Annotated in this window: 25 protein-coding genes and 1 pseudogene; 15 read left to right on the top strand and 11 right to left on the bottom strand. The window is 44.8% G+C overall.

Annotated elements, in window-relative coordinates; genetic code table 11:
- The first annotated feature begins 29 nt into the window (after positions 1 to 29).
- The 4 genes and pseudogenes from DB520_RS14130 to DB520_RS14115 all read left to right on the top strand — a co-directional run bounded on the left by DB520_RS14130 (position 30) and on the right by DB520_RS14115 (position 4326).
- A complete protein-coding gene (locus DB520_RS14130; protein ID WP_232834982.1) occupies positions 30 to 2828 on the top strand; it encodes a DUF6797 domain-containing protein in 2799 nt (932 codons plus the stop codon).
- Positions 2829 to 2852: 24 nt separating this feature from the next.
- A pseudogene (locus tag DB520_RS27665) lies at positions 2853 to 3023 on the top strand (RHS repeat-associated core domain-containing protein); the annotation flags it as partial.
- A gap of 201 nt (positions 3024 to 3224) precedes the next feature.
- The gene (locus DB520_RS14120) at positions 3225 to 3716 is read left to right on the top strand and encodes a hypothetical protein (protein WP_114750378.1); all 492 of its coding nucleotides are present in this window, start codon (positions 3225 to 3227) and stop codon (positions 3714 to 3716) included.
- Positions 3706 to 4326 (top strand): hypothetical protein, encoded by a 621-nt coding sequence (locus DB520_RS14115; RefSeq protein ID WP_114750377.1) that lies wholly within the window; start codon positions 3706 to 3708, stop codon positions 4324 to 4326. Before DB520_RS14120 ends, DB520_RS14115 begins: the two co-directional genes overlap by 11 nt.
- 149 nt (positions 4327 to 4475) lie before the next feature.
- Here DB520_RS14115 and DB520_RS14110 read toward each other — a convergent pair whose 3' ends face one another.
- The gene (locus tag DB520_RS14110; protein ID WP_114750376.1) at positions 4476 to 4706 is read right to left on the bottom strand and encodes a hypothetical protein; all 231 of its coding nucleotides are present in this window, start codon (positions 4704 to 4706) and stop codon (positions 4476 to 4478) included.
- 62 nt (positions 4707 to 4768) lie between these two features.
- Between DB520_RS14110 and DB520_RS14105 the strand changes: the two genes are divergently transcribed.
- Entirely contained in the window at positions 4769 to 4975 is a 207-nt protein-coding gene (locus DB520_RS14105) for a hypothetical protein (RefSeq protein ID WP_114750375.1), read from the top strand.
- Between the two features lie 75 nt (positions 4976 to 5050).
- Here the strand turns inward: DB520_RS14105 and DB520_RS14100 are convergent, their stop codons facing one another.
- On the bottom strand, positions 5051 to 5782 hold the full coding sequence (locus DB520_RS14100; protein ID WP_114750374.1) for a hypothetical protein: 732 nt from the start codon (positions 5780 to 5782) through the stop codon (positions 5051 to 5053).
- A 556-nt stretch (positions 5783 to 6338) separates the two neighbouring features.
- On the opposite strand from DB520_RS14100, the gene DB520_RS14095 reads away from it, so the two are divergent.
- Positions 6339 to 7859, top strand: a complete 1521-nt coding sequence (locus tag DB520_RS14095) for a glycoside hydrolase family 88 protein (RefSeq protein ID WP_114750373.1) — start codon at positions 6339 to 6341, stop codon at positions 7857 to 7859.
- On the opposite strand, the gene DB520_RS14090 is transcribed toward DB520_RS14095, so the two are convergent.
- From DB520_RS14090 to DB520_RS14075, 4 genes are all read right to left on the bottom strand, one after another.
- Entirely contained in the window at positions 7845 to 8399 is a 555-nt protein-coding gene (locus tag DB520_RS14090) for an RNA polymerase sigma factor (RefSeq protein ID WP_114750372.1), read from the bottom strand. The two genes, DB520_RS14095 and DB520_RS14090, sit on opposite strands and share 15 nt — an antisense overlap.
- Positions 8400 to 8583: 184 nt before the next feature.
- Positions 8584 to 9246, bottom strand: coding sequence for a bifunctional 4-hydroxy-2-oxoglutarate aldolase/2-dehydro-3-deoxy-phosphogluconate aldolase (locus DB520_RS14085; RefSeq protein ID WP_114750371.1), 663 nt, complete (start codon positions 9244 to 9246; stop codon positions 8584 to 8586).
- Between the two features lie 88 nt (positions 9247 to 9334).
- Positions 9335 to 9787, bottom strand: coding sequence for a YhcH/YjgK/YiaL family protein (locus DB520_RS14080; protein WP_114750370.1), 453 nt, complete (start codon positions 9785 to 9787; stop codon positions 9335 to 9337).
- A 6-nt stretch (positions 9788 to 9793) separates the two neighbouring features.
- On the bottom strand, positions 9794 to 10819 hold the full coding sequence (locus DB520_RS14075; RefSeq protein ID WP_114750369.1) for a sugar kinase: 1026 nt from the start codon (positions 10817 to 10819) through the stop codon (positions 9794 to 9796).
- Between the two features lie 346 nt (positions 10820 to 11165).
- On the opposite strand from DB520_RS14075, the gene DB520_RS14070 reads away from it, so the two are divergent.
- The 6 genes from DB520_RS14070 to DB520_RS14045 all read left to right on the top strand — a co-directional run bounded on the left by DB520_RS14070 (position 11166) and on the right by DB520_RS14045 (position 16108).
- The gene (locus tag DB520_RS14070; RefSeq protein ID WP_114750368.1) at positions 11166 to 11513 is read left to right on the top strand and encodes a hypothetical protein; all 348 of its coding nucleotides are present in this window, start codon (positions 11166 to 11168) and stop codon (positions 11511 to 11513) included.
- 54 nt (positions 11514 to 11567) lie between these two features.
- The gene (locus tag DB520_RS14065) at positions 11568 to 12188 is read left to right on the top strand and encodes an O-methyltransferase (RefSeq protein WP_114750582.1); all 621 of its coding nucleotides are present in this window, start codon (positions 11568 to 11570) and stop codon (positions 12186 to 12188) included.
- Positions 12189 to 12437: 249 nt separating this feature from the next.
- Positions 12438 to 13811 carry a GntP family permease gene (locus DB520_RS14060; RefSeq protein ID WP_114750367.1) on the top strand — a complete coding sequence of 458 codons (1374 nt, stop codon included), beginning with the start codon at positions 12438 to 12440 and terminating at the stop codon, positions 13809 to 13811.
- A gap of 27 nt (positions 13812 to 13838) precedes the next feature.
- Entirely contained in the window at positions 13839 to 14813 is a 975-nt protein-coding gene (gene denD / locus DB520_RS14055; RefSeq protein WP_114750366.1) for a D-erythronate dehydrogenase, read from the top strand.
- Complete coding sequence (locus DB520_RS14050; RefSeq protein ID WP_198675345.1) at positions 14813 to 15565, top strand: SDR family oxidoreductase; 753 nt, start codon at positions 14813 to 14815, stop codon at positions 15563 to 15565. The genes denD and DB520_RS14050 overlap by 1 nt, the downstream gene beginning before the upstream one ends.
- A gap of 105 nt (positions 15566 to 15670) precedes the next feature.
- Entirely contained in the window at positions 15671 to 16108 is a 438-nt protein-coding gene (locus tag DB520_RS14045; RefSeq protein ID WP_114750365.1) for a YybH family protein, read from the top strand.
- Positions 16109 to 16172: 64 nt separating this feature from the next.
- Here DB520_RS14045 and DB520_RS14040 read toward each other — a convergent pair whose 3' ends face one another.
- From DB520_RS14040 to DB520_RS14025, 4 genes are all read right to left on the bottom strand, one after another.
- Positions 16173 to 18320, bottom strand: a complete 2148-nt coding sequence (locus DB520_RS14040; protein WP_114750364.1) for a RagB/SusD family nutrient uptake outer membrane protein — start codon at positions 18318 to 18320, stop codon at positions 16173 to 16175.
- 22 nt (positions 18321 to 18342) lie between these two features.
- On the bottom strand, positions 18343 to 21912 hold the full coding sequence (locus DB520_RS14035) for a SusC/RagA family TonB-linked outer membrane protein (protein ID WP_114750363.1): 3570 nt from the start codon (positions 21910 to 21912) through the stop codon (positions 18343 to 18345).
- Positions 21913 to 22050: 138 nt separating this feature from the next.
- The gene (locus DB520_RS14030; protein WP_114750362.1) at positions 22051 to 23070 is read right to left on the bottom strand and encodes a FecR family protein; all 1020 of its coding nucleotides are present in this window, start codon (positions 23068 to 23070) and stop codon (positions 22051 to 22053) included.
- A gap of 135 nt (positions 23071 to 23205) precedes the next feature.
- The gene (locus DB520_RS14025; RefSeq protein WP_114750361.1) at positions 23206 to 23418 is read right to left on the bottom strand and encodes a hypothetical protein; all 213 of its coding nucleotides are present in this window, start codon (positions 23416 to 23418) and stop codon (positions 23206 to 23208) included.
- A 148-nt stretch (positions 23419 to 23566) separates the two neighbouring features.
- Between DB520_RS14025 and DB520_RS14020 the strand changes: the two genes are divergently transcribed.
- Genes DB520_RS14020 through DB520_RS14010 form a run of 3 tightly spaced genes read left to right on the top strand, consistent with a single transcriptional unit; the run spans position 23567 to position 25205 of the window.
- On the top strand, positions 23567 to 23989 hold the full coding sequence (locus DB520_RS14020) for an META domain-containing protein (protein WP_114750360.1): 423 nt from the start codon (positions 23567 to 23569) through the stop codon (positions 23987 to 23989).
- Positions 23986 to 24723, top strand: coding sequence for a hypothetical protein (locus DB520_RS14015; protein WP_114750359.1), 738 nt, complete (start codon positions 23986 to 23988; stop codon positions 24721 to 24723). Before DB520_RS14020 ends, DB520_RS14015 begins: the two co-directional genes overlap by 4 nt.
- A gap of 20 nt (positions 24724 to 24743) precedes the next feature.
- Positions 24744 to 25205: a hypothetical protein gene (locus DB520_RS14010; RefSeq protein WP_114750358.1), complete on the top strand. Its 462-nt coding sequence runs from the start codon at positions 24744 to 24746 to the stop codon at positions 25203 to 25205.
- On the opposite strand, the gene DB520_RS14005 is transcribed toward DB520_RS14010, so the two are convergent.
- The gene (locus DB520_RS14005) at positions 25202 to 26296 is read right to left on the bottom strand and encodes a hypothetical protein (protein ID WP_114750580.1); all 1095 of its coding nucleotides are present in this window, start codon (positions 26294 to 26296) and stop codon (positions 25202 to 25204) included. The two genes, DB520_RS14010 and DB520_RS14005, sit on opposite strands and share 4 nt — an antisense overlap.
- Positions 26297 to 26329 lie beyond the last annotated feature (33 nt).

The following is a 26329-nucleotide window of genomic DNA, read 5'->3' as shown; positions in this document are numbered from 1 at the left end:
TCCAAAAATGTAGGATTTCCTCTATGACCATGAACAATTTACGAATATATAATATTCCCTCTTTTTTTTACATTTTCTTTCACCCATCTGTTATTGTTTGTCTTGCAGTACTTTTGCTGTCTTCCTGCAAGGAAGAAGAGGAACTCATATCCTCAGTGAACTTCGAGGAAGTGGAATTTGCAGACTTTGTGGAGCTGGATTTCCCCTATATCACCACCTCCATGGATGCACGAAACCTCGGTGCTTCCTTTCCGGATGACAATATTTCGCCCAGGGTGTTGGCCATGCGGCTTGGCAATGAGGCCTATGCCTGTTTTGATACTGACATGTTACGTTGGTCGGTGGCTTGGACGGGGGACTTTCTTCCCATGGTCACCATGGCCCAGATCTCCTACAAGGACTTTTACGAAAAAAAGAACGAGATCCCCAGAATAGGGGGAACCCCCCACTTTGCAACCGGACAGTACCCGGGCTGGTCCTCCGGAGAGGCGCTCTTTGAGGACCCCAGGCCCGCCAACCCCTATCCAGGTGCCCCATCTTGGGGTCCCCTGGATCCCAGCATGGCCCGATGGAATGGGCATTACCTATCCGGGGAGGAGCTGGTACTGGCCTATGAAGTGGATGGCGTGGCGATACATGAGGTGCCGGGCAGCAGAGACACCGGTCAAGAAATTGTATTTACCAGGAAATTTAAGGTGGCGCCGGGGGACAGCCCCCTTTATCTTACCCTGGCAGAGGTCAGGGATGCAGAAGGGGAATCCGTTTCCCCTCTTTTGGGAAACTTGAAAAAGGACGGTAAAATAACCTCTGCGACCCTTCAGGTACCCGGTAAGAATGCGGAAATTAAGGTGGTGGACAATAGGTACCTGGTGCTGGAAGTAGCCCCAAGGGACAAGGAGTTGACGCTGGCAGTCGGGGTAAGTCAAGGGGGAGATGGCAATTCCGGGACACTGGAGGGTGCCCTTGCCGATATGGAGCTTGATTTTCCGGACCTTAAAAAAGGAACCAAACAGCGATGGGAGGGAGAGGTCCTTACTAAAGGCAGAATGGCCCCTGATACCGCTTTGTTTGTCACTGACCAACTCACCTTGCCCGTTCCCAATCCTTGGAAGCGTAATGTGCGGGTGGTGGACATGGACTTTTATGACCAAAGTAAAGCCGCCATCGTCACCTTTGAGGGGGATGTGTGGATACTGGAGGGCATTTCTGAGGGGTTGGACAGACTTTCTTGGAGGAGATTTGCTTCTGGGCTGTACGAACCCCAGTCCCTTGCCATAGTGGACGATGAGGTATATGTCTTTGGCAAAGAAGGCATCCTCAGGTTACATGACCTGAATGGGGACGGGGAGGCCGATTATTACGAAAATTTTTCCAACATCATGGCCCAATCCATAGAAACCAGGGAATGGGCCAGCGATATGGTGGTCAATCCCGAGGGAGGGTTTTATATCTCCAAGTTCGGATCCCTGGACATGGGCCCGGAAACCAGCAGCCCAAAATCCATTATGGGGTTTAGGGCCGGTTCCCAACATGGGGGAGCGGTATTGAAGGTGTCGGCCGATGGCAGATCCTTGGCGATGGTGGCATCGGGTTTCCGTGGTCCCTATTTGGGCATAGACCCGAAGACCGGCATACTAAGTGGATCGGATCAGCAGGGGCATCACATGCCATCCACCCCCGTGATGCTGATCGGCCAGGGTGACTATTACGGAGTGGCTGCCACTGCACACCGGGAGGAGATTCCTGAGCCTACCCCTCCGCTTACCTGGATACCCCATGCGGTGGACAGATCAGGGGTGAGCCAGGTCTGGGCACATAGTGAAAAGATGGGCCCCTTAAACGGAAAAATGGTACACCTGTCCTATGGTAGACCGGGCTTGTTCCAGGTCTTGATCGACAGCACTGGAAATGCGGTGCAGGGGGCCGTATCGCTTATCCATGCCCATTTTCCCGCTCCCACCATGAAGGGCGAGATGAATCCCGGTGACGGCTGGATGTACATCACTGGCTTTGCCCTTTGGGGTCATGCCTCGGATACCCTGAGCGCCCTGCTGAGGCTGCGGCATACCGGAAAGACCAATGTGATGCCTGAAAAGCTACAGGCCAGGGAAGGTGGGGTGATGATACGTTTCGGCACTGAACTGGAAAGGGAAAAGGCCCTGGACATCGCCAATTTCACCGTAAAACGGTGGAACTACCAAAGGACGGAAAAATACGGTTCCGGCCATTTCCGCATGGATGGAGAAGTAGGAGAGGAGAACATGCCCATTGCAGGGGTAGAAATTTCTGAGGATGCAAAGGCCGTGTTCTTGGTCATACCGGACATGCTGAAGGTGGATCAGATGGAGGTGGAATACGACCTTATGGCCGCAGATGGCACTGCGATGAAAGACCAGGTGTGGTTTACCGTCAATGACCTGCCTATCCCAAACTTATTGGCGGAAGGATTTGGTGAGGTGGATGTGGATGGAACGATAGCAGACTTTGATTTTACCCTTGCCAGCAATGAGGAAGAAGCACTTCCCACCGAAGAATTGGGGGAGGAACTATTTATAAAGATGGGCTGCATCGCCTGCCATGCCGTGGACAGGGAGACCAAGGGCAAACAGGGACCTACGATGAAAGGCCTCTATGGATCTGTACGTGAATTCAAGGACGGTACAAGTATGACCGCCGACGAGGAATATTTGCACGAGTCCATCGTAGATCCCGGAGAGAAGGTCGTAGAAGGGTATGAGGGAGAGATGCCCAGCTTTTTGGGCGTGCTATCCAGTAGGGATTTGGATGCCATTGTATTGTATATTATGTCTTTGGGAGAGGAGGGGTAAGGGGTAAACGTACACCGATATGGGTTCAACGGGAAGGAGGAGGATAGCAATGGCGAATGGGGCTCAGGGAGCCATTACGACTACTGGTTTCGGATCTACAATCCGAGTATTGCGAGGTTTTTGAGTTTGGATCCGTTGGCAAGGGATTTTTCTTGGAACAGTCCGTATGCCATTGCTGAAAATGATGTAATATAAAGCATTGATTTGGAGGGCCTTGAAAAACTTTTAATAACAAACGTCAATTCAGAAACAAGAACTGTTTAAATTACAATAAAGAAGGATTTTCAAATTGCAAATACCCCTAACCTTCCCGCGATCTATGGTCAAATAGATAAGACAAGGGTTAATAAGTTATTCAGTAAAGGGAATACTACATTATATACTTCAGAGATACCGGTGAATGAAAAGCCGGCAAACTTTTCAAAAAAGTGGGAATGGAAAAAGAATGGAGGATACAAAATAAATGTTGTATATGACGTGAATTTTGATGTTGTTGACCCTTCAAACCTTGACGCTACTTTTGGAGGAGACGGAGGTAGGAACAGTAAAGTATATACATCTAATTCACCGTTTAAGGATGCAGAGGGCAACTTAAGACCTGGTGATGGTGCCCGAGCAGGAACTGGGGTGGGATCGGATCTACAAGTTACTCTTAACCCTGGGTTTGCTGGTGGACTTTCACCGGAAGAAGTAATTGTTCATGAAGTAGGTATCCATAACATGGCTGGCGAGTTGCATCGTCAGGATAACCGTGGTCAGGCAATATATTCCACAACTCCTACACTGGAAAGATATGATCCATGTAAAGTTTACCCTATTCAAAAGGATTCTAACGCAATACTAAATAAAAATTTAAAGATAGGGAGGCTAGAACACGATGAAAATTAACCAAATTTTATTTTTATTCTTCATTATTTTGGCATTTTCATGTTGCAATAGAACTTCTTTAAATCAAAAAAAAGGAAGTGATTTAATTGAATCTAATAAAATTGGTATTCAAACTGAAATTAGTTATGATACATTAGATGGGATTTTTCTATATGAAAGTTATGTTGAATCATATATTTCAGGAGAAGATGCAGTAACCAAAGTTGGTGGCATGATTGACGGGGATTTATCAGTTAATTTAAAGAATTATAAACAGGGTTATTATATTATTGATTTAAATAGACTGATGAGGGAAAAAGAAAATCATCTATCATTGGATTTTAATCCAATTACGGTAACTCCTCTTCAATCTCATCTTGAAGAGATTTTTTGGACACATTCTGGATATAATGAAACTGAATTCAACCCTTTTTGCGGTCTTTATTACAAAAGATTTTATTTAAAAGCAGTAGCAGTTAATATTGGAAAAATTATGCAAAAAACTCCACTTTTCCTTGAATGTAAGGATTTTAAGGAATATAAAGATAAGAATAACGGGAAAAATTATGAATGCCATAAACTTTCAACTTATCTAGTAACCAATGTCATAGAATGGAAAGAAGTTGAATAAAAATTTCTATTAAAACAATAATAGTTACTTAACATATTGCTATTATAGGGAGAGCAACAAACTCAAGAACGTAGATGGATCAGCTACAGAAAACTATACCTAGGATGAGATTGAGGGCCGAGCGTTAAAAAACAGTCTGGTGGACTGTTTTAGGAGGAGCCAGGCTGTTGGGGAGCATCCCTGATGATGCCGAAGGAATTACCGAAATCCAATGGATGGGTGTAGTATCCACTACACCCTACTATTTCTAATCTACTTGGAGGACGTAATCCGTTTTCTGCTATTTGCAATGGCTTACGAAAGAACTTATTAGCAACCAAATACCCGCCATTATGAACACTTTCTGGCTGGGGTTTGGAAAATGGCGGCTTTATGGACATACAGACAGAGAAATTACGTTTGATAGAATGGCTTGTGGGACTAAATGACACCAAGATACTCAATGAGTTCATTACATGGAAAAAAGGAAGTGGACTGGTGGGACGGGATCAGCGGGGAAGAGCGGTCCGAAATTGAGGAAGGACTTGTCCAGGCAGATAGAGGTGAGGTATTCCCCCGTAAGGAGGTAATGGAGAAGCATAAAAGATCTGATGCTATCTTAGGTTGTTTTATCCTTGAAGTGCATGGTTTAAAGTTCCTGAATGATTAAAGTAGCCTAAAAAATCATCCAATTAAGTGCCTTTATATGCTAAATCCCAAAAGCTCCTGAAGGTCAATCAGCCAACTATTCCCTTCTCCTAATTATATTTTGGTTTAAGAACTCATACAGCAATCCCAGCACCGTGTCATGGTCCATATCCAAAAATTCATGTTCACGGTGATAAGTATTAAAGCCGATGATCAGTTCGTCCAGTTCAGGTTCATGTAGATCAAACCGGTCCATCAGGACCTGCTTTATGGAATCTGACTGTATCACTTCCAAATATGCAGCTTGCCTTGCGAGCTTTTCCATTGCCCGCTTGTACTGTCTTTTGTTTCTTTCCCTTTTGGTAAAATAGGAAATGGGGCCGTCCAGGGTAACGCCCGGGGTCATCTCTGTAGCAGATCCACTGTGGCCGGGCATGATCCTGCCGGGCCCCATTGGTTTTCTGTTCGGATCCCTGTCCAGGGAAACACCCGGGATATAGAGGGAAGGCCTTTCGCCGAAAACATCAACGGGAGGCAGGCCTACTGCATCAAAGGTCATGGAAACCACCTTGTGGTCTGTTTCTTTTACCACGATGACATGGGTGACATAGCCCTCTTTGCTGAAAACCACCGAATCCCCCAATTGCACTTCCATACGGAAATATCCAAGGTTTCTACTGGTAAAAGTCGCGGTTGTCCGGATATTCTCCACCTTTACGCCATTCAGGTAGGATTGATCCAATACATCTATAATATTCCCCGTTAACACCTGGCCCTGAACAGATAAGGCAGTGATGGATAGGAAAAATATAAATAAGATAGATTTCATGGATAAACCACTGGTTTCTTATCGGCAAGGAGATCCTCTCAGGATCGAATTAACCGTACTCCGGCTTAATTCCCTTACTACCAGTTTATGTCAACGAAGATACAGTTTGAGTTTTATACGCGAAAAATATCCTTGTTAAGATATGCTAATGGGGCAATAAATAGATAAGGAAAAATATCGCCCTATCTTTTATAGATGCCAAAAGTAGTTGAAAGATTAGATTTGGCCATTTCCCAGTCTAGATGTAGTATCCACTACACCCTTTTATTCCCCAACTAATAGTAACACGAAAAATCCATAGGGCCATTTGCAATGGCCCAAACGTACCACCGGAAAGTGATTGGACTTACCGAGATCTAGTTGGTAGTATCCCCACCCTGGTATAGACCGGGTTCATCGGTGACGCTATGTATGGAGTGCTATTGATTGGTAGTCGTAATGGTCTTACTTTACCAGGGTATCTCCGGGCTGCTCATAGATCGGAAAAACTGGCTGCCTGGCCCTTCGAATTAAGTTCCCCCTTCTTTTTTTTGCCAATTTTCCCTACTTTGTGAGGATGAACCGAAGATCTTTTCTGACCTACTCCGGTGCCTTTGGGGCTTCTTTGTCCCTGGCCCCTTTGCTGTCTTTTTACCCGTATACCCCTCAAGACTCCTTTCGAAGACTGTTACCCAGGAAAATTGATTTCCCGCCTATCGAATACCCGGAAGGCAAACGGGTGCCCATGGGTTGGCCCGTATTTCCTGTTCATGCCGCTAAGGAGCCGTCGACCATTCTTCACTTTTCCAAAAAGTCCCTAAAAGGCCCGCTGTTTTTGCGTCTAACTGCAGCCATAGATTTTAGGGAAGAAAAACGCTTGACACTCTACCTTGGGAAAAGCAATCAGCAAATAGGGGAGTGGGTGATGACTTTTGCCCATCCTTATCAGCCCTTTGAATTTGAGATTCCTGAAGAACATACCCAAGCTTTGAGAAAGGAGGGGATTAAATTAGTGCTTAGCCAAGGTGCAGGGGAGGCATGGTTTTACGGAAAGGACAAAAACACTCCCGAAGGGCTGCAACCCCATCTTTTGGAAGGCCATAGTCCAGGAGATTTGGAGGGGTTTTTTGATAACTTCTATTCCATGAACAGCTTCAGCCCATTTGGATGGATGGGGGGATCGGTGCAGGACGCACTTTATTCCTGGCATCAATTGGGGGAAGCTAGGGCAAGCGAAACGTTGAAAAAGCATCTGGAAAACTATCTGGATGATGAAATAGGGATAATGTTTGAAAATCCCAATACATTCCCCCTGGATGGACAATTCAACAGCATAGAGGATTTTCTGCCTTTTACCGCCATCATTGACCTGTATCCTACCCATAAGGCGATTGATCAAGCCCTTTCATTTATTTTGGAAAGACGGGATGAAAATGGGATTATAGGTGGCAACCAGGTGACTACGGAAGGCTGCTATACCCTGGCTTACCCACTGATGGCCACTGGGCTGAAAAAGGGGGATGATTCCCTTAAGCAAATTGCTTTGGACCAGCTAGAGGTGAGGATGAACTTGCTTACGGACGACAAAGCCATTTACCAGCGCTCCAGTTTGGAGGGACAACAGGGTTACCGAAACTGGGGTAGGGGAGCCGCCTGGTATTTATTGGGTATCATCAAGACGGCTTGGTTGGTAAGGGGAGGTGACTTGGCCCAGGAGATGGAAAATAGGGGTTTAAGGGAATCTTTCGTTCATCTCTGTGAGGAAATGGCCACCCACCAGGATGGGCAGGGCATGTGGAGAGGGTATGTGGACCAGGAGCAATTGGCCGTTGACACCTCGGCCACTGGGGGTATTGCTGCTGCCATGGTTTGGGGGGTGAATATGGGTTGGCTGGATTCCCATTTTTTGGACATAGGAAGCCGTGCGGCTGATGGCTTGAAGGTTTACCTTAGCCCTGATGGGTTTCTAAGGGGAGTGTCACAGATCAATAGGGGAGGGGAAGAACTTCAGCAAAGTCCCTACCGGGTGATTTCCCAGTTTGGAATGGGTCTGATGGGACAACTGCTGGCCGCATTGGCCTACTCAGAGGGTGGATAATGTGGACTTGAGGGTTTTCAACCCACTGCTGATAAGGTTGTAGAGATAGGGAATCTTTATCCCCATAAGTTCGGCGATTTCCTCATTGGTGAGGGCTTCTATGTACCTCAAAAATATAGCTTCTTTCTGTCGGGGCGGAAGGGCCTCCAGAGCCTTGGTCAACTTGGTTTTGGATTCGGTGAGAATTTGTTGGTCTTCCAGCATTCGCTCAAAGGATTCTTCCCAAGCGATTTTGTCGTGGAAGTCAGAAAGGGAGTCCACTTGGTAGGCATGGTTTACCCTTTTTATGATTTCGTGCCTAAAGGTGGAAAAAAGATAGAATTTGATGGACCTGCGGATTTGTAGGTGCTGTCTTTGCTCAAAAATCTTCACGAATGTGTCCTGAATCACATCCTCGATTAAGTTGGAGTCAATGGTGAACTTGTGTCCGTATTTGTAAAGATCCCAGGAATATTTTCTGTAAACAAAGGCAAAAGCATCGTCGTTGCCTTTAACGATTAGTTTCCATAGTCTTGCTTCATCGAGGGAATGAAGGTTCATGTTGGTTATTTTGGTGGATCAGGTTGCAATAGTGTTGTTGTCAAAAATACATAAAAATCGTTAAAAGAGAAACCAAAAGAGGAATACATGATGGAGTTTGTAAAAAAAAACCGCAAGGGTCTCCAAATGTCTCTGGGGTGAACCATTGCGGTTTTATTTCTACTTTAAGAATTGCTGGAAAAGATCAGCCTTTTATCTCTTTGACGATGGCGATGGCTTTCTCCGTCAAGGATTTGATTTTGCCATAATCACGAGCCTCAAGCAGGGGTTTGCTGACCAACTTGCTACCCATGCCTACGGCACAAACCCCAGCTTTGAACCAGGCCTCTATGTTTTCTTTTTCCAGTGAAACTCCCCCAGTGGGCATAAACATCAGCTCGGGGAACAAGGACTTGATGGCTCCCAAAAATTCTGGCCCAAGGATGTTTCCAGGAAAGAGCTTGATCATTTTTGCTCCCATGTTTTCCGCCTTTATGATTTCGGAAGGGGTCATGCACCCCGGGATCCAAAGCATATCGTGCATGTCGGCCACTTCGGCCACCTCTTCCACAAGGCCCGGGCAGATGATAAAATCGGCTTTTGCTTCTATGTAAACTTCCACCATTTGTCGGTTTTTGATGGTGCCAATTCCCAGTAGCAAATCCTTCATTTCCCTGTCCCGCAGTTCCACCATTTTTTTGAAATTGTGCAAGGCAGCTTCTCCCCGATTAGTGTACTCCACCATCCTTATCCCGGCTTGGTAAAGGCTCTTGAGCACCTCCAGGCTAACCTCCTCGCTTTTGTCAAAATAAAGCGGAAGTATGCCTTGCTCGGGAATGCGCTTCAATATTTCTGATTTTGATGCCATTTCGATATAGTTTAATACCAAATATTATTTGGTGGTTCTATTTTTTGTTTAATTAGTTATTAAAAATCAGATAGTTATATTGTTTTATCTAAATCTTTACTTTAATTACTAGTTTCTTGATATCTCCTTTACCTATCATAGGTGCATGCACATCTTCCGGAAAGAAAATGGCAAATTGTCCTGGGGATAATTGGAAGTAGGTGTCAGGTTCATCGGCATAGTAAGAAACATCCTTTTCGGGGTTGTAACTTCCTTTTAACTGCTTGCAGGTTTCCCTCGGTTTCCATCCTATTGCCTCCTCTCCATGTAAGCATACCTGGATGTCAATATGCTTGTCATGGCACTCGAATTTTTCCAATGACTCTTCCTTCGTTTTGGACGGCTTGGTAAATACAGTGGCCACCACATCCTTCCCGGATATTTCGTAGAACCCTGCCTCCAGGCTGTCCAGGTCTGTCTCGGTGAGGTAGGCAAAGGCTTTTGGAAAGTTCACATGCATACCCGCATATTTCTTTCCTGCTGATAGGTTGTCCAGTATCATGGCTACTTACCTTTGAACCCTGCCGCTGGCGTCTCCCCCCATCAACACCTTCACCTCACTTAGGGTAGCGTGGTTCATGTCACCTGGGATGGTATGTTTAAGCGCAGAAGCTGCAACTGCAAACTCTGTGGCATCCTTCATGCTCATCTCTGACACTAGGCCGTAAATAAAACCACTGGCAAAGGAATCCCCTCCCCCTACACGGTCTACGATCCGTACCTCGTATTTTTTGGAATGGTAAAACTCGTTGCCGTCATAAACCAATGCACTCCAGCCGTTGTCCGAAGCACTGTAACTTTCCCTAAGAGTAGAGGCAATGTACTTGAATCCAAATTTTTCCTTCATCTGTTTGAAGACATCCTTGTATCCGTCCAGGTTCAACTCGCCTTTGGTTACATCCGTTTCATTGCTCTTAAACCCTAGAGTGGTTTCGGCATCTTCTTCGTTGCCTATGCACACGTCCACATATTTACAAAGTTTGGTCATTACCTCCTTGGCCTTTTCTTTGCTCCAGAGTTTTTTCCTATAGTTCAAGTCAATACTGGTCGTCACGCCTTTTTCCTTGGCCGCTTTAAGTGCGGCCTCGGTAAGTGCAGCAGCTTTGTCGCTGAGTGCCGGAGTGATGCCTGTGGTATGGAACCATACTGCACCATCAAAAATCTTGTCGAAGTCAAAATCCGACACCTCTGCTTCGGCAATGGAGGCATCGGCCCTGTCATATACCACCTGTGAAGCTCTCATAGAAGCCCCGGTTTCCAAGAAATAGATACCTAAGCGATTACCGCCCCTGGCTATATGCTGCGTGTCCACACCGTAGCGCTGTAGATGATTCACTGCAGATTGGCCTATAGGGTTGTCAGGTACCTTGGACACAAACACCCCTTGCAACCCAAAATTGCATAATGCACCGGCTACGTTGGCTTCTCCGCCACCATAGGTGACATCAAAACTATCAGATTGAACAAATCTTTTGAAACCGGGAGTTGACAATCGAAGCATAATCTCCCCTAGGGTTACCACTTTTTTTGACATGATTATTTTTTCTTTAAATGTGAAAATAGTTTATTGTTGCTGGGCCATTGGGCCTTGGGTAAAATCGTTGGCGCAGAAAAGATAGAATTAGGTTAAAGTGAGTTTGGTAAGGTAGCCTTTTCCGTTTACTTCAAAAATCACATCTTTCTGAAGCTGCTTTTTTAAGACAAGACTACTGGATAATTTTGTAAAAAGCAAATTTTAGACGTGTGCCAACACTATCTTTTTAACGGTCAGAACCATAATTATGACCACAAAACCAATTTGTCGAATTAATCGTCGGTGATTGTTGTAAACTGGCATTCCCTTTGGTCGTTATTAAGCTGAACCCTACCAACGTATCCCCATGGACACTTTCATTCTTATATTGATTATACTTGGCTTGTTAATTTTAATAGCCATTCCTCTGCTGCTTTTTATGAGACGGCTTGGCGAGGTCAAACTTCAGGGAGACACCTTGTTGTTTGTTTATCCCTTTAGGGAAGAAAAGATTGAACTTGGGGAGAACTTACTTAAGTGGAACCTGCAGAAGGCCCAGTTCCTATGGATTGGAAGGGTATTCGCTGTCAATATCCAACTAAAGGAAAGAAGATGGAGAAGTATCAGTTCCAGGTTTTATCCTGATCAGTTTCAAAAGGTTTTCCAATATTTGGAAGAAAATTATTCGGACAAAAGAACAAAGGATATCTATTAGGTGTCTGCCTCCAAAAGTTTGATTAAATTAGTGCTGACATTAAACCCAAGTACCATGAAAACCTATCTACTATTCCTGCTTTGTTTTTTGTTTTCCCCATTTCTTTTGGCGCAAGAAGATAAGGAATTGGACAAACGTGTCCCAGAATTTCTGCAACAAAAACGACAAGATTGGCGCAATTTGAATGTCCCCTATGAGGATGGAAAAACCCTGCATGACCTCATTGTGGACAATGAATACAAGTCCGCTGTGGAAATTGGTACTTCCACAGGACACAGCACTGTTTGGTTGGCCTGGGCCCTCAGTAAAACTGGGGGTAAGCTGGTGACCATTGAGCTGGATGAGGGCAGGCAAAAGCAGGCAAGGGAAAATATCGAAAAATTGGGCCTTAGTGAATATGTGGATTTCAGGCTGGGTAATGCCCACCAGATCGTAAAGGACCTTGAGGGCCCGTTTGATTTTGTGTTTAGTGACGCAGACAAAGACTGGTACATCCAGTACTTTAAGGACCTACACCCCAAGTTGAAGTCAGGAGGTACATTTACTGCCCACAACGTATTGCAAAACATCAGTGGAATCCGGGAATATGTGGATTTTGTACAAAAGCACCCCGACTACCAAACGGAAATTGACAAAACCAGTAGCTCGGGGATAGCCATAAGCAGGAAAAAATAAAGCAATGTAATTGGGAGGAAAAAGATTTTTCGATGCATTGAATATTCGACAGGAACTTTAAATCCGAAGGGGTATAGGTTAAATCAATCTTAAATCTTTGGCTTAGTGAGAATGGACATAAAGCGGATTTTGAATCTTAAGGGTGCCTTTGAACCGGAAGGTTACATTTGGCATTACCAGCTAAATAAACCACATTATTTTCACACAAAATTTTAGGTATTATTCCATTTTTTTTCATTTCTTTAGGTTATGACATGGATAAATGACCCAACAACCTGGCCCTTTTTAGTTCTTTTGTTGAGCGTAATCCTTGTCGTATTCCTAATTACCAAGGCCAAATTCCATCCCTTTATTGCACTTATCCTCGCCGCTATTTTTGTAGGCTTTCTCACACCGGAACTTCCTACCACTGTAATGGGAGAACACGCGTGGGTTACCGCTGTTGAACTACCCATGGTGGAATTTGGCATTGTGGCCGGTAAAATTGCTTGGGTCATTGCCTTGGCTGCTGTGATTGGTGCGGCAATGATGGAAAGTGGGGCTGCCGCCAAAATCGTGAATGTTTTGTTACAAACAATGGGGGAGAAGAGAGCGGCATTTGCATTAGTGATTGCCGGCTTTATCCTTTCTATACCCGTTTTTCTGGATACCGTTTTTTTCCTGCTGATTCCGTTGGGCATCACATTGGCGCAAAAAACGGGAAAGAATTTCGTGCTTTATGTTGTGGCCATTGGGGGAGGAGGGGTTATTACCCATAGCCTGGTTCCTCCCACACCTGGTCCTTTGATCATGGCTGAAACCATGCAGTTAGACCTGGGCTTAGTGATTGTATTTGGCCTATTGGCAGGTATTATTCCTGCAATCGCGGTGATCCTTACAGGCAAATGGCAAAATCGCACCTTTGATATACCCTTGAGAGTTGCCAGTAATCCTCAAAAACCCATTCAACGTCCCCCTTCCCTTTTACTTTCGCTTTTGCCTATAGTCCTCCCCTTAATAATGATAAGTCTGGCTTCCGTGGTTGCTGCCTTTGGAGAAAATGTACCTGCTTGGGTAGCCTTACAGGGAAACAAAAATATAGCCATGACAGTGGGCACTTTGCTTGCTTTGTACATCTGGGCTAGAGCGCAGGGGCTTACTGCCCGGGAACTTTGGGAGGGGGTTTCTAGACCTTTGGAGATCGGGGGCTTGATTATCCTGATTACCAGTGCCGGTGGTGCCTATGGAGCCATGATAGGGCACAGTGGGATAGGGGATGCCATCAAAAATGCCACTGAAGGATTTCAAGTCCATTATATCGTTTTGGCCTGGCTCATCGCGGCTGTGTTTAAAACTGCCCAAGGTTCCGGCACAGTGGCTATGATTTCCGCGGCGTCGATTATGGCGGCAATAGTAGGGACAGATGTTGAGTTGCCCTATCATCCCATTTACCTTTTGCTGGCTATGGGCTTTGGTTCCCTGTTTATCTCCTGGATGAACGATTCTGGCTTTTGGGTGGTGTCCAAAATGAGTGGATTCTCAGAAAAGGAAGGGCTACAAACATGGACCTTGGTATTGGCTGTGATAGGCCTGGTGGGCCTGGCACAGGTATTGATTGTGGCTAAGTTATTCCCGATGATATAATTAACCAATTAACTAAATAACCAAAATATGAAAGTATTGATAGTAGGAGGGGCAGGATTTTTGGGCAAGAGGCTTGCCAGTACCATAGCTACCCAAGGTGGCCTTCATATGGGACAAGTGGCGCAACTCACGTTGGTAGACCTTGCTTTCCCTGAGGAAATGCATAAGGATGGAAGTTTCAAATGCATAGAAGGGGATTTCAGCGAAGCCTCTGTTATGCAATCCTTAATTGAGGAAAAACCTGACATCATTTTTCACTTAGCAGCAGTGGTAAGTGGAGAGGCTGAAAAGAACTTTGAATTGGGCATGCGAGTGAATTTTCAAGGATCCCTGCAAATGTTAGAAATGTGTCGGAGTAGGGATTATCATCCCAGAATTGTATTTGCAAGTTCTTGTGGCGTCTTCGGGGGAGATGTAAAACAGACCATTAGCCATACCACTGGTCCAAAACCAAGAAGTAGCTATGGAACGCAAAAGGCCATGGTGGAACTCTTGATGAATGATTATAGTAGGCGGGGCTTTGTAGATGCAAGAAGTATACGGCTTCCCACCATTTCCGTACGTCCGGGCAAACCTAATGCGGCCACTTCCTCGTTTCTTAGTGGTATCGTACGGGAACCCCTAAATGGGCAAAAAGCTACCTATCCGGTACAGGAATCAGCCAAGTTTTGGCTTTTGTCTCCCAAAAAGGTCATTCAGAACTTTCTGCATGCTGCCAACATAGATGCCGGAAAATTGGGGGACGATAGGATGATCACCCTTCCCGGGATTACGGTTTCGGTAGAAGAAATGCTGCAAAGCCTGGAAAGGATTGCAGGGCCCAAAGTTGCCGCCCTTGCCTCTTATGAGCCAGACGAGTTTCTACAAAGTATTGTATTGACCTGGCCTCCCTATTTTGACACCAGTGTTGCTGAAAGCCTGGGGTTTGTGAAAGACAACTCTGTCGATGAACTAATACTCAACTATATTCAAGAAGAAAAAATTAAGTTACCCAATATTTGATGAATCCAACCAATAGAATAGCGATGATTACCGGGGCAGGCTCCGGGGTGGGCCAGGCGGTGGCACAGGCGCTTGCAGATGCCTCATGGTGCTTGGTCTTAGTGGGCCGTACCAGGTCCAAGCTGGAGGAAACGGCAAAAATGTGTGCGCAAGTAGAAGTATTGGTCTGCCCTACGGATATTTCGAAACCGGAGGAGGTAAGTGATCTCTTTCAGCAGGTTTTGGGGAAGTTTGGCAGGTTGGATCTACTTTTTAACAATGCAGGGGTAAATGCCCCAGCGGTTCCCATGGAAGAGCTTCCTTTTGAGGAATGGAAACGGGTGATCGATATCAACCTTACTGGTTCCTACCTCTGTGCCAGAGAGGCTGTGAAGCTTATGAAAACCCAGCAACCCATGGGAGGCAGGATCATCAACAACGGATCGATTTCTTCCCATGTACCCCGTCCCCATGCAGTGCCTTATAATGCGAGTAAACATGCTATCACGGGACTCACCAAGTCTATTATGCTGGATGGGCGTTCCTTTAACATTACCTGTGGACAGATCGACATAGGCAATGCTGGCACCGACATGACCAAACGTATGCAAACTGGAGTGATGCAGGCAGATGGCACCCTGAAACCGGAACCTATCATGCAGCTAAGAGATGTAGGAAGTGCAGTAGCCTACATGGCAAGTCTTCCCACAGACACCAACGTTCCCTGGCTCACGATTATGGCCAACGAAATGCCCTATGCCGGAAGAGGTTAGTTGAATGGTAATGGTTAGTTATTTAATTGTTAATTAACCATTAATCCCTTAGCCACTAACCCTTAACCCTTAACTATTATCCCATCAACCATTAACAAACTCAATATGTCACCCAACCACATTACTATCCTATTGTTAAGCACCTTAGTATTCACCAAAGGTCTAGCCCAATCCGACGATAAGGTTTTTCATGATTTGATTGCCAGCTATGCAGAGGCAAGGGAAAAGCAGGATGCCGAGTTACTGGCTAACATCCTCACGGATGATATTGACCAACTAGTGAGCAGTGGAGAGTGGCGCTTGGGCCTCGATACCGCAGTACAGGGAATGAAGCGAAGTTCACAAGTCAACGAGGGCAATAGGGTGTTGACAGTAGACAAGGTAAAGCAACTTTCCCCCGAGGTGGCCATTGTGGATGCGCGATATCAAATAATAAGCCCAGGGGGAGAAACTAGAAATATGTGGAGTACTTTTATTGTGGTAATGGAAGAGGAAAATTGGAAAATATCAGCCATCAGAAACATGTTGCCCACATCTCCATAAAAAAAAGGACAGGGAATCTCCCCGTCCTTTTAAAATATAGCTATCAGTCAGTTTATTTCAATTTTTAATATCCAGGGTTTTGGAACTGTGCCCTTTCTTCTGAGGAAAGTGTTCTTCCACTTTCGTCCGTTAACTGCACCAAGAAATCAAATGGCCAGGGTCTAAAGGTTTGGTGTGGCTGAAATTGCCCTTTTCCATTTCCGTCCTGACCGTTTCCACCTGCGGTATTCGAGGCTACAGGCCATAAACCATTCAAGTTAGAGGCCATCTGGTTATGATACATTACACGATCATAAAGTATTCCAGCATTATGGAGATCTTCCCAAAGTATGCCTTCGGCAAGGAATTCCCTGTTTTTTTCGTTGTAAACAAAGTGAATAAACATTTCCTCCTTACTGTTTATTGTAGGAATATACCCCTCTCTTTCGGCCTCAGCAGTTCCTGGGGTAAAGTGGTTTTCCGTCACCATCAATGCATCTATGGAGTTTCCAGCAGACGCAAATGGGGTTAGCCTTTCCTCGGGTTGGAGATCTTCGGCTTCAGGGTACCATTCCACTAGCACTGAAGGCCTTGGTTCCCCTCCCTTGAAGGCTGCCCTTTGCCTGAGAACGTTAATATCTTCCACTGCAGATCCATAATCCCCCTTCCTACCAAAGGCCTCTGCCCGGATTAGGTAGGTTTCCGCCAAGCGCATAAGGATGGCATCCCTGGTTCCATTTTCGCTATTGAAATTGCTTTCGTCATTTGACCCGCCTCTATTGGGATCCACGTATTTTTTCACGGAAAGGTAAGGGGCGGTTTGGGTTCCCAGGCCCATATTTGCACCATTGATAAATAATCTGTAGTAGTAATTGCCTGTAGTAGAAGACCTCACCCATCTCACCATAAACTGGAAAGGCATGCTCATTACCATCATGGAATCCAAAGCATCTTCCTTGCTGTTTTCCAGATAGATAATAGCTCTTTCTCCTTCTAAAATCCTTCTATCACCAGCACTTGCCTCCGGTTGGTCTGCGGGTTTGTTTGCATTCCACCATGCGGCAGAAGCTTCATTCCAGGTGTAGGAAGTGGAATTTGAGCCCATGTTGCTGATGTATTCATGCCTGAAAGTTTTGGCAAATCGGCTATCGTGCATTTTGTCGGTAAAGTTGTCATAGCCCCAATCGGTGGGCTTGAAGGTTCCAAAAGGCCTACCATATGCCATGGCTCGCGCCACTCCGGATTGCTCAGTGTAGTTGCCCACATGGTAATTTACTGACCTGTTTCCTCCAAATCTTCCATTCAAGCCAATATTTACATCAAACTGTGCCGACCATAGTACTTCTTGATGGGGGTTGCTTTCAGCCACCTGGGGATCGAACAGTGTCCAGTAGTCTGGAGCTAGCTCTCCGACACCGTTGATAACTTCTGTGGCGTATTGGATAGCGTTGTCCAGGTCCGTGGCATTGGTGCCCTTGTACAGCATTCTCAAATGTTCCTGTCCGCTGTTCGCGAATTCGGAAGCTTGAGCTCTATTTAGGTGAAGCTTGGCCAGAAAGTGACCCGCAGCCCACTTCGAGACCCTTCCTTGTTGGACATTGGTGGGTAGGTGCTCGTAAGCAAAGGCGACATCCTCTATGATCTGTTCATAAACCTCCTCCAACGAGGATTTAGGGAAGAAATAAATGCCATCATCCTCCCGCCTTGGTGTCAGCGGCATGGGAATGTCTCCTAATTGATTGGAAATCAAATAAAAGGCCCAGGATCTCAAAAACAGGATTTCTGCTTTTCTTCTATTGGCAAATACCTGGTCCGTTTCAAACACACCCGGTGCCTGGTTTTCCAAAATGTCCAATGCAATATTGCAATTATTGATATGTGGATATGCACCCATGGGCGCAAAGGAGGCATTAGCATTCCCAAGGTAGTTAAATATATTATTAGCCACTGAACTGAGGTCATTGCCATATATGCCAACTTCCATTCTAGCCCATGGGGGGCTTGAAGTCATATAAGCATCTGTTTCTGCTTGGGTGATGCGTGCCCCATTCGATTCCCATTCATGCTTTACCCTGGCATAGACATATAAACCATTGATCAGGGCTTCAAGTCCGTTTTCGTCGTTGTAATAATCCTGGGTAAGGTTGGCAACCTGTTCCTCTTCCAGAAAATCTTCGCAAGCACTAAATATTACTAGGAAGGTAAGTGCCCAAATCCATCTATTATTTTTCATGATAATTTCTTGTTTTGAGTGATTAAAAACCTGCCCTTAGGGTTAAAACAAAGCTTTGGGGAAGAATGGTATTGCTGTTCATTCCTCCCAAAGGATCTCCTTGTGCATTTCTGTTTTCCCAAGCAGTGTCATCATCCGGATTTAAACCCAGCCTGACCACATCTCCTCCAAAAAGGAATGGGTTGACCACCTGCACATTCATCTGGAGGTTGGTCATAGCCAACCTTTCGATCATGGATCTTGGAAATTCATAAGCCAGCGAAATATGCCTGATGGCCACAAAGGATCCGTCATTAAATTGCATAGCCGTGGAAATGTTTTCCACGTTAGCACCCATCACAGGTAGTGGCCATCTTCCTCCGGGATTATCCCATCTCCAAAAATCGGTTTCATAGCGCCCATTGGGCCACATTCCACCGTAATGGGGCAATCCACCCATATAGGTTTGTCCCATACGCGCATATGCCATGGAGCTTAAAGTCCAGTTTTTGTACCTAAAAGTATTCGTAATTCCACCTGTCCATCTTGGCTGGCGTGTACCAATTACCACCCTGTCATCCCCATCTATCCTATAGTCCCCGTTTTGGTCCACCACTCGGACGGTACCTGGATAAAAATTATGTCCATTTTCGTTAAACCTGCTCATCTCTTCCAGGTCATCTTCTGTATTCTGCCAAATACCGGCATTTTCAAAATCGAAGAAAGAATGGATGGGATGTCCGATAAACAAGTTATTGGCGATCATATCTTCCTCCCCGTTGACCAACTCAAGGATCTCCTCTCTGTTCATACCAAAGTTGAAGTCCGTCTGCCACATGAAGTCTTCCTTTTCTATATTTATAGTGGATAAGGTAAGTTCCAATCCCCGGTTTCTTGTACTTCCTATATTTTCGAACTTCTGGACATAACCACTTACTGCCGGTAACGAACGTGCAAAAATCAGATCCGTGGTTGTCATGTCATAAGCCTCAAAAGAACCAATTACCTTTCCTTCTAATATTCCAAAATCAAGCCCTACGTTCCATTGAGCAGTTTTTTCCCATCCAAGATTTGGGTTTTGGGCAAGTTGAGGTAAGAAACCAAAGGCCGCTTGGTCACCAAAAACATAAGGGTTTCTGCTTAATGGGCCGGTGGTGGTATAGGGATTTACTGCCGAATTTCCTGTCACTCCAAAACCCAACCTGGGTTTAAGCTCGTTTATCCAAGGTACATCCCTTAAGAAAGCCTCCTCCTGCATTTTCCATGCAGCCGAGAAGGAGGGGAAGAAGTCCCATTTATGACCGGGAGCCAATACCGAGGCACCATCATATCTTCCAGAGGCAGTAAGTAGGTAACGGTCCTTAAAAGAATAATTCACCCTAGCCATCCAAGATTGAATGGTGTTTTCGGTAAAAGAGGTTCCATAACTCTGGGGGTTTCCTACCGCATTGGAATTGAGGTCATACCAAAGGCTGGCAGGAACTATGGTATTGTTTACTGCCATGGAAATCCCCTCATTTCTGGAATACTGGGAAGATTGTAGTAAGGTTACTCCTACGGTATGCTCTTCTGCTATGGTTTTATCGAAAAATAAAAGGTTCTCTGCTACCCATCCAAAGTTTTCGTTTCGGTTCATTCCCGCTGTATTGGGCTGAATGGTTAGGTGATTGGAAGAATTTGGGCCTGTCCAGCTCCCGTTTCTGAAATTCCGCATCTGCCCACCAAAATTCAACCTATACTTTAGCCAAGGGGTAAAAGTCACTTCGGCAAACATATTGACCATTACTGCGGAGGCTCTTCTTTCATTGAGTGCTTGATCAATATCCATCACAGGGTTCCAAAGACTTAGGTTCCCCCCGGGATTTTGGATCAAGTTTCCCTCACTGTCCCTTGGTACCGCATATGGGAATTGGTCATTTCCCCTGGAGAACAGGTCTTTGGATCCCGTGTTGCTCGTATTAGGCCCCATAAATCCAAAGTTTTGTTTGGAAAATGAACCCATAATGGAGGTGCCAACCATTAACCATTTTGTAGGGGTCACATCCCCGTTAAGGTTTATGGTGAACCTCTCAAAATCTTGGTCTCTTTGTACTCCCTTTTGATCGAAATAACCCAAAGAAAGGTAAAGGCGGGAAATATCCGAACCCGCTGATAGGGAGACTTGGTGAATTTGCGTCACACCCTGACGGCTCACCTCGTCTTGCCAATTGTGGTTTCTTACGTTCTCAGAATTGTATATAGGTACCTGATCCGGCCATCCCATAGCCCTTTCCGCTTCCGTAGTTGGCCTGGTACTGGGGGTGTTGCCCCAATCATCCCATTCATAACCCATCCACACACCATCCCTGGCGTAGGTATCCTGACCTAATCCCATTACCTGTTGATCCAGAAACGGGTCTGGGTACCAAGGTTGTGCTGGAGTACTCAGGTCTTGGTTTTCAGCGTCACCGTATAACCTACCATTGATTAGGGATTCCCTCCATATGTCGACATATTGGCCTCCACTCATCCAGTTGGTGAGGTTTTTATAAGAGTCAAATGAAAAGGTGGCATTATAGTCTACTTTAACCTGGCCCTTTTTCCCTTTTTTGGTGGTCACCAGAATCACACCATTAGCCCCTCTGGAACCATAAATAGCGGTGGCGGAAGCATCTTTGAGGATTTCTACTGATTCTATGTCATTGGGGTTAAGATCATTAAGGGAAAAGGAGTTTACCCCTAATTGGGAAATCACCGGAATTCCGTCTATCACATAAAGAGGGTCATTGGAGGCATTGATGGACCTGTTGCCCCTGATCCTTACGGCAGGCAATTCCCCTGGCCTCATATTGGTGCTCACATGTACTCCCGCAGCATTACCCTGTAGGGCTTGTACCACGTTGGTAATTGGCCTCTCTTCAAGTGCCTGCCTTCCTACACTGGTAATGGCTCCTGTCAGGTCGCTTTTTCTTTGTGTTCCATAGCCTACTACCACTACTTCGTCTAAACTAGAAACATCTTCTGTCATGGTCACGTTGACTACACTCATGTCACCAATTTCCACTGTTTGTGTTTCAAAGCCTATAAAGGAAAATACAAGCCTGGAACCTTCAGGTACTGTAATGGAATAGTTTCCGTCAATGTCTGTGGCAGTTCCTAAGGAGGTGCCCGGTACGGAGACTGTGACTCCCGGTATGGGTTCCCCGTTGGGATCCACTACATTTCCGGAAACTGTCACCTCAACCAGGATGGGTTGGGGGATGTTTCTTCTTCGGGACTCCCTTACACTGATTTTTTCATCTACCTGCCTGAAGGAAAGTCCATGACTACTGGATAATAGCAACAGTACTTCCTCCAAGGAAGTGTTATTGGCCTGCAATTGGACTTGCTCGGCCCCTTGTACCAGCTTTTGGTCAAAAATAAAGGTAAAACCTGATTGTCGACCGATTTCTTCAAAAGTCCGCTGCAAGGTAGCTTTTTCCAGATCCAGGTTGATAAACACCTTTTTGATGTCCAGGGAACCTTGGGCGTTAATAGGACCCGCATAAATTAGATTCAGAAAAAATAGCTGTACGACAAATCCATATAGATAGAATTTTCCTATCATACATAAGGTATGTAATGCATTTTTCATAAATTAGAATGTTTTATTGATAATTGATAGAACAGGGCAAATAATGAGCCTACGAAACTTGATTATTTGCCTACTAAAGCCAATGAGAAATCATTGGCTTTTTACTTTCAGGTTTTTGTTTGCATATTATTTTGGGGGTTAGTCAAAGGTTAAAACAACTTGTTTTTGGTTAATTCTATAGCTGAATCCATAGGCATAGCCTATGGCCTCCAGCACCTTACTGAGATAGTCTTCGGTAAATTTCCCAGTTATCTGCAATTGATCCCGAGGGGGGTTTACAATTTTGATTTCAACCCCATACCACCTTTCCAGGTCTTCCACGAAGGTGTCGAGGTCTGTATTTTCGAAAAGGAGCGTTCCGCTTTTCCAGAGAAATGCATTCTGTATGTCAAAGCTTCTTTTTTCCATGCCATTCCCATAGATATGGACTACTTCTTCCCCTGGGTTTAGCTCTAAAGGGGCTTCCTGGTCCTTATTGTTTTCCACCATAACCTTTCCGGTTGCTAGCTGCACCAAGGTGATTCCTTCCCGAAAGGAATTGATATTAAAGGAGGTACCAAGTGCAGTAATGCTCAAGGCATCGCAATACACTTCAAATGGAATTTCTTTATCCTCGGCGACTTCAAAAAAAGCTTCTCCTTGGAGATAGATTTCTCTCCCTGATTTGCCGAAATTTTGCCTAAACCTTATCGAGCTCTCAGCATTTAGAAAAGCAGTACTCCCATCGGGTAAATGGATTCTGGATTTTTGGCCTTTGGGGTTTGCCTTTGCCACCCATATGGCTTCTTCTACATAGGTAATAGTGGATTTTGGAGAAATTAATCCCGCAAAGTGGCTCCACCAAATTGTCCCTGCAAATAGGGCAATAGCTAACAAAAAAAATAAACCAAGTTTAACCTTCCCTTTGGGCTTGCCAGTTTGGCGCTGTTTAGTCCTAAACTGGATTTTTTCAAACAACTTTTCTTGTTTTCTGCTGCTCCAATCTTGCCCCTCGTTGTTTAAGGCAAGTAGGATTTCCTTGGCTTGAAGGAGCTTTTCCCTTTGATCGCCCTGTTGATCGAGGATCTTGTCCCACCTCTCCACTTTGGCTTGTTCCAGAACCCAGGCCCTGAAAGAGGGGTCATTAAGTAAATCTTCTATGGAATGATAAGAACTCATTTTCACATTATCTTAATGATGAAGAGTTCAAACCTTGTGATATCTCACTGAATGGTAATAAAAAATTAATCGGTATTACTATAAAAAATTGAAAATCAGATAATTAAATTTTAAAAAAATAAATTCACCTGTCTGTTATTTTTTGTTTTTGTCTCTTTTCTCATTATCTACCTCCTCTTCCTGCTTATCTTTTTTCTTTTTGTCTGGAAAATCCTTTTTCTGTGGAGGCCGGGGGCCTTCGCCTGAGGTTCCCGGAGATTTCCTGTTACTTCCTTTGTCTACACTATCCCCATTAGTAAAATAAAAAATAGTGGTAGGGGATCCTAGGTTTAAGTTGGCCGTTTTCATATAGTAGGGATTTTTTAATAGTTGGTTTATAACCTCATCTGTCTAAAACCATGCCAACAGAGATTTTTTGGCAAATAAGTATTTTTTGTAGCAAAAGGTAAGGTTTTTGCGTCTAGAAAAATAGAGTAACAAACCAACATTATTTACCATGATTAAACTATTACCCTATGTGATTTCGGTCCTTGGGCTGATTTATTTTGCATGCAGTGCATGGGAAGATGAGCCTGAGTACCTTCCGAGTTTGGCCTACAGCAAATGGAAAGTAGATGGGGTAGGGCCCAGTTCTGACGGCGAAAAAACCCCCTCCAAAACCAATTATCAACTCGAGTTTATCAACGATTCCACATTTACCCTAAACCTCGACATAAATAAAGTGATAGGAAGGTATAGTGCAACTCCTTATGGGGAGTTGTCGTTTTATAAGATCATGAAAAACAAGGATTGCTGTGACAGTCAATATGCATTGAAGCTGGAGGAAATCCTTAAAAGTGCTCACAGGTATAGAATTTCGGAAGGCGGAATTACCCTCATGGGAAATGGAGAGATTTACCTTAAAAACCAACAACAATGATTACTACCAAACTACTTTATAAAAGCGCTGTTTTTTTCATGGCATCCTCACTAATATTGATTGGGGGATGCCGGGACGATGACCCTACACCTGTACCTGATTCATTTTCCTTGGTATTTGATTTTGAAGGTAGCCCCCAGGGATGGACTGGGGATTTTGCAGATCTTCCTGTTGATGGTCAGGATATATTTGAATTGGAAGTTTCCCACGGTCCTTTACCCGAGGAGTTGGATTTGGAAGAAAATGCGCTGCGTATTCAGGGTCATAACAGAAGCGATGACCTTTTTATGTTTTTCAAAAGGCAAGTTGACGACCTGTTGCCATCCACTGCTTATTCCCTGGTGTTTGAAATAGAATTGGCAAGTCAGTACCCAGAGGAATCTGTAGGTATAGGGGGTAGTCCTGGTGCCTCTGTGTTTCTTAAAGCTGGTGCTACTCTTGAAGAGCCCGAAACAGTCGTGGAAGAAGGTGGAATTAGGGATTACCTGAGGATGAACATCGACAAGGGCAACCAGTCCCAGGACGGCTCGGATATGTATGGATTGGGTACCATAGGTATATCTGGAGAAGAATTCAGGTATGAGCTCATAAATCGGAACAACCAAGATAGGCCCTTCACTGTGACCAGTAGCCCTGAGGGTACCCTCTGGTTGGTAGTTGGGACTGATTCAGGGTTTGAGGGACTCACCGAGCTGTATTATAATCGGATAACCGTAACTTTCACCCAACAATAGGGTTCTATAATTATGCCATTATGCCACAAATCAAATTGACCAGCTTTTCGGGTTTTTGCTTAAGATGTACCGTCCTGATCTTCGTTCTGGGTCTTGGAACCTTTTGTTCCCCTGGGGAAGAAAATCCCATCTCTTGCGTGGAAACCCCCGATATCAATACTGAATTGTTCCAGGCAAATGCCGATTGGGTAGACATTAGCAATGTGGAATTGTTGACCAACTGCTTGGATATCCAGTTTAGCTATAACGGCTGCACTGAAAACGCTGACTTTTTCTTGGTTTTTTCAGATAGAGTCATAGATACCTTCCCTGCCGGCCGATCAAGTAGGCTACACCTCACGCAGGATGGGGATTGTAATAATACCTATGTAGGGAACCTACAAGTGGACCTAAGGAACATTAGGATTCCCGATACTGACAGGGTTAGTATAAACCTGGAAGGATGGAGTGACCCCATCCTTTATGTTTATTCCCAGAATTAATTCCCTTTTGTAATTTGACGCATAAGGTTAAAAAACCCCTTCTTTCTGGGTGAATTTATCCCCCAGTCAACAGGTACGCTTTGATAGCCATCTTGGAATGATTCTCCATCCATCCGGTAATCAAAGAAACCCCAAGAAGCATAAGCACTAACGGCAGCGATGAAATTGTTCCAATCTTTGTCGAAATCAAAATGGTCGTCTTCGTTAAATAAAATTGGCATAGGAGTGTATCCTTCCACCGCCCTTGTTTCTTCCACCATTTCAACAATCCGGTTTGGGTCGCCTACCCCATTTCCATGCACTAGTAAGAAATCAGCAGTCTTCACCACGTTTGGAAGGGGAACGAAATTCCCGCCATAACTTGTGCTGACATAAAAACGATAACCGTCTTTTTCCTTATTTTTTGCCCTTTCAATCAATTCGTGTACCCTTTTGGGTTTAAGGATTTCATGCACGTAAGCTCCGACATTTGACTCATTGTTGATTTCTATAAGGATATTTCGGTATTTCTTCTCATGCAGCCAATCCATAACGTTATCCACCCCTTTGATTACTGCTGCCTCGTCCTTTACCCTTTGGTCTTGGCCGAAGTAGTAGATGCCTACGATGGGTACCATACCCAACTGATCGGCCTTGTCCAATATTTTCTCTAGTCTAGCCATAAAGGCAGGGACAAGCTCTCCATCTTCATCTATGGCGGAATTGTGCCAAGGTTGTGACTTTGAATAACCAAAAGGGCTTCCACCTTGAAGGTTGATGGTAAAGGAAAGCATTCCGTAACTCAACCAATTCTCCATGTTATCCAAGAATTCCTGCGTGTTCCGGTCTGGATCCCATTCCCCAGTATCCGGGTATTCCCAGTTTTTTACTGTTTCTGGATTCATGTCATTGAATATTCCCTGAACCATTCTTGAGTTCATCAATAGTCCTTCAATCTTATGGCCCTTCCATGTCCTTCCCTCATAGGTGGGTTTTCCGTTTATGTAGAATTTTTCTCCTTTAATTTCCACATGGGTGTTTCGTTCTTGGGCTATTGAAGGGCTTGTAAATCCGATCAAAAGGGCTATCAGAATAATAAGGTTATTTTTCATATGATTATAATTTTTTTTTTTAAAGGCCATATG

The organism is Pleomorphovibrio marinus (genome assembly GCF_003347495.1).
In the GTDB taxonomy this organism is placed as follows: Bacteria; Bacteroidota; Bacteroidia; order Cytophagales; family Cyclobacteriaceae; genus Pleomorphovibrio; species Pleomorphovibrio marinus.
The sequence above is the reverse complement of the archived record's forward strand: the minus strand, read 5'-3'. Positions and strand labels throughout refer to the sequence as shown.

Bases quoted from the DNA above. Each gene is read 5' to 3' on its own strand.
- DB520_RS14130 (WP_232834982.1), top strand. From the start codon at position 30: ATGAACAATTTACGAATATATAATATTCCCTCTTTTTTTTACATTTTC.
- DB520_RS14115 (WP_114750377.1), top strand. From the start codon at position 3,706: ATGAAAATTAACCAAATTTTATTTTTATTCTTCATTATTTTGGCATTT.
- DB520_RS14110 (WP_114750376.1), bottom strand. From the start codon at position 4,706: ATGTCCATAAAGCCGCCATTTTCCAAACCCCAGCCAGAAAGTGTTCAT.
- DB520_RS14105 (WP_114750375.1), top strand. From the start codon at position 4,769: ATGAGTTCATTACATGGAAAAAAGGAAGTGGACTGGTGGGACGGGATC.
- DB520_RS14100 (WP_114750374.1), bottom strand. From the start codon at position 5,782: ATGAAATCTATCTTATTTATATTTTTCCTATCCATCACTGCCTTATCT.
- DB520_RS14095 (WP_114750373.1), top strand. From the start codon at position 6,339: ATGAACCGAAGATCTTTTCTGACCTACTCCGGTGCCTTTGGGGCTTCT.
- DB520_RS14090 (WP_114750372.1), bottom strand. From the start codon at position 8,399: ATGAACCTTCATTCCCTCGATGAAGCAAGACTATGGAAACTAATCGTT.
- DB520_RS14085 (WP_114750371.1), bottom strand. From the start codon at position 9,246: ATGGCATCAAAATCAGAAATATTGAAGCGCATTCCCGAGCAAGGCATA.
- DB520_RS14080 (WP_114750370.1), bottom strand. From the start codon at position 9,787: ATGATACTGGACAACCTATCAGCAGGAAAGAAATATGCGGGTATGCAT.
- DB520_RS14075 (WP_114750369.1), bottom strand. From the start codon at position 10,819: ATGTCAAAAAAAGTGGTAACCCTAGGGGAGATTATGCTTCGATTGTCA.
- DB520_RS14070 (WP_114750368.1), top strand. From the start codon at position 11,166: ATGGACACTTTCATTCTTATATTGATTATACTTGGCTTGTTAATTTTA.
- DB520_RS14065 (WP_114750582.1), top strand. From the start codon at position 11,568: ATGAAAACCTATCTACTATTCCTGCTTTGTTTTTTGTTTTCCCCATTT.
- DB520_RS14060 (WP_114750367.1), top strand. From the start codon at position 12,438: ATGACATGGATAAATGACCCAACAACCTGGCCCTTTTTAGTTCTTTTG.
- denD (WP_114750366.1), top strand. From the start codon at position 13,839: ATGAAAGTATTGATAGTAGGAGGGGCAGGATTTTTGGGCAAGAGGCTT.
- DB520_RS14050 (WP_198675345.1), top strand. From the start codon at position 14,813: ATGAATCCAACCAATAGAATAGCGATGATTACCGGGGCAGGCTCCGGG.
- DB520_RS14045 (WP_114750365.1), top strand. From the start codon at position 15,671: ATGTCACCCAACCACATTACTATCCTATTGTTAAGCACCTTAGTATTC.
- DB520_RS14040 (WP_114750364.1), bottom strand. From the start codon at position 18,320: ATGAAAAATAATAGATGGATTTGGGCACTTACCTTCCTAGTAATATTT.
- DB520_RS14035 (WP_114750363.1), bottom strand. From the start codon at position 21,912: ATGAAAAATGCATTACATACCTTATGTATGATAGGAAAATTCTATCTA.
- DB520_RS14030 (WP_114750362.1), bottom strand. From the start codon at position 23,070: ATGAGTTCTTATCATTCCATAGAAGATTTACTTAATGACCCCTCTTTC.
- DB520_RS14025 (WP_114750361.1), bottom strand. From the start codon at position 23,418: ATGAAAACGGCCAACTTAAACCTAGGATCCCCTACCACTATTTTTTAT.
- DB520_RS14020 (WP_114750360.1), top strand. From the start codon at position 23,567: ATGATTAAACTATTACCCTATGTGATTTCGGTCCTTGGGCTGATTTAT.
- DB520_RS14015 (WP_114750359.1), top strand. From the start codon at position 23,986: ATGATTACTACCAAACTACTTTATAAAAGCGCTGTTTTTTTCATGGCA.
- DB520_RS14010 (WP_114750358.1), top strand. From the start codon at position 24,744: ATGCCACAAATCAAATTGACCAGCTTTTCGGGTTTTTGCTTAAGATGT.
- DB520_RS14005 (WP_114750580.1), bottom strand. From the start codon at position 26,296: ATGAAAAATAACCTTATTATTCTGATAGCCCTTTTGATCGGATTTACA.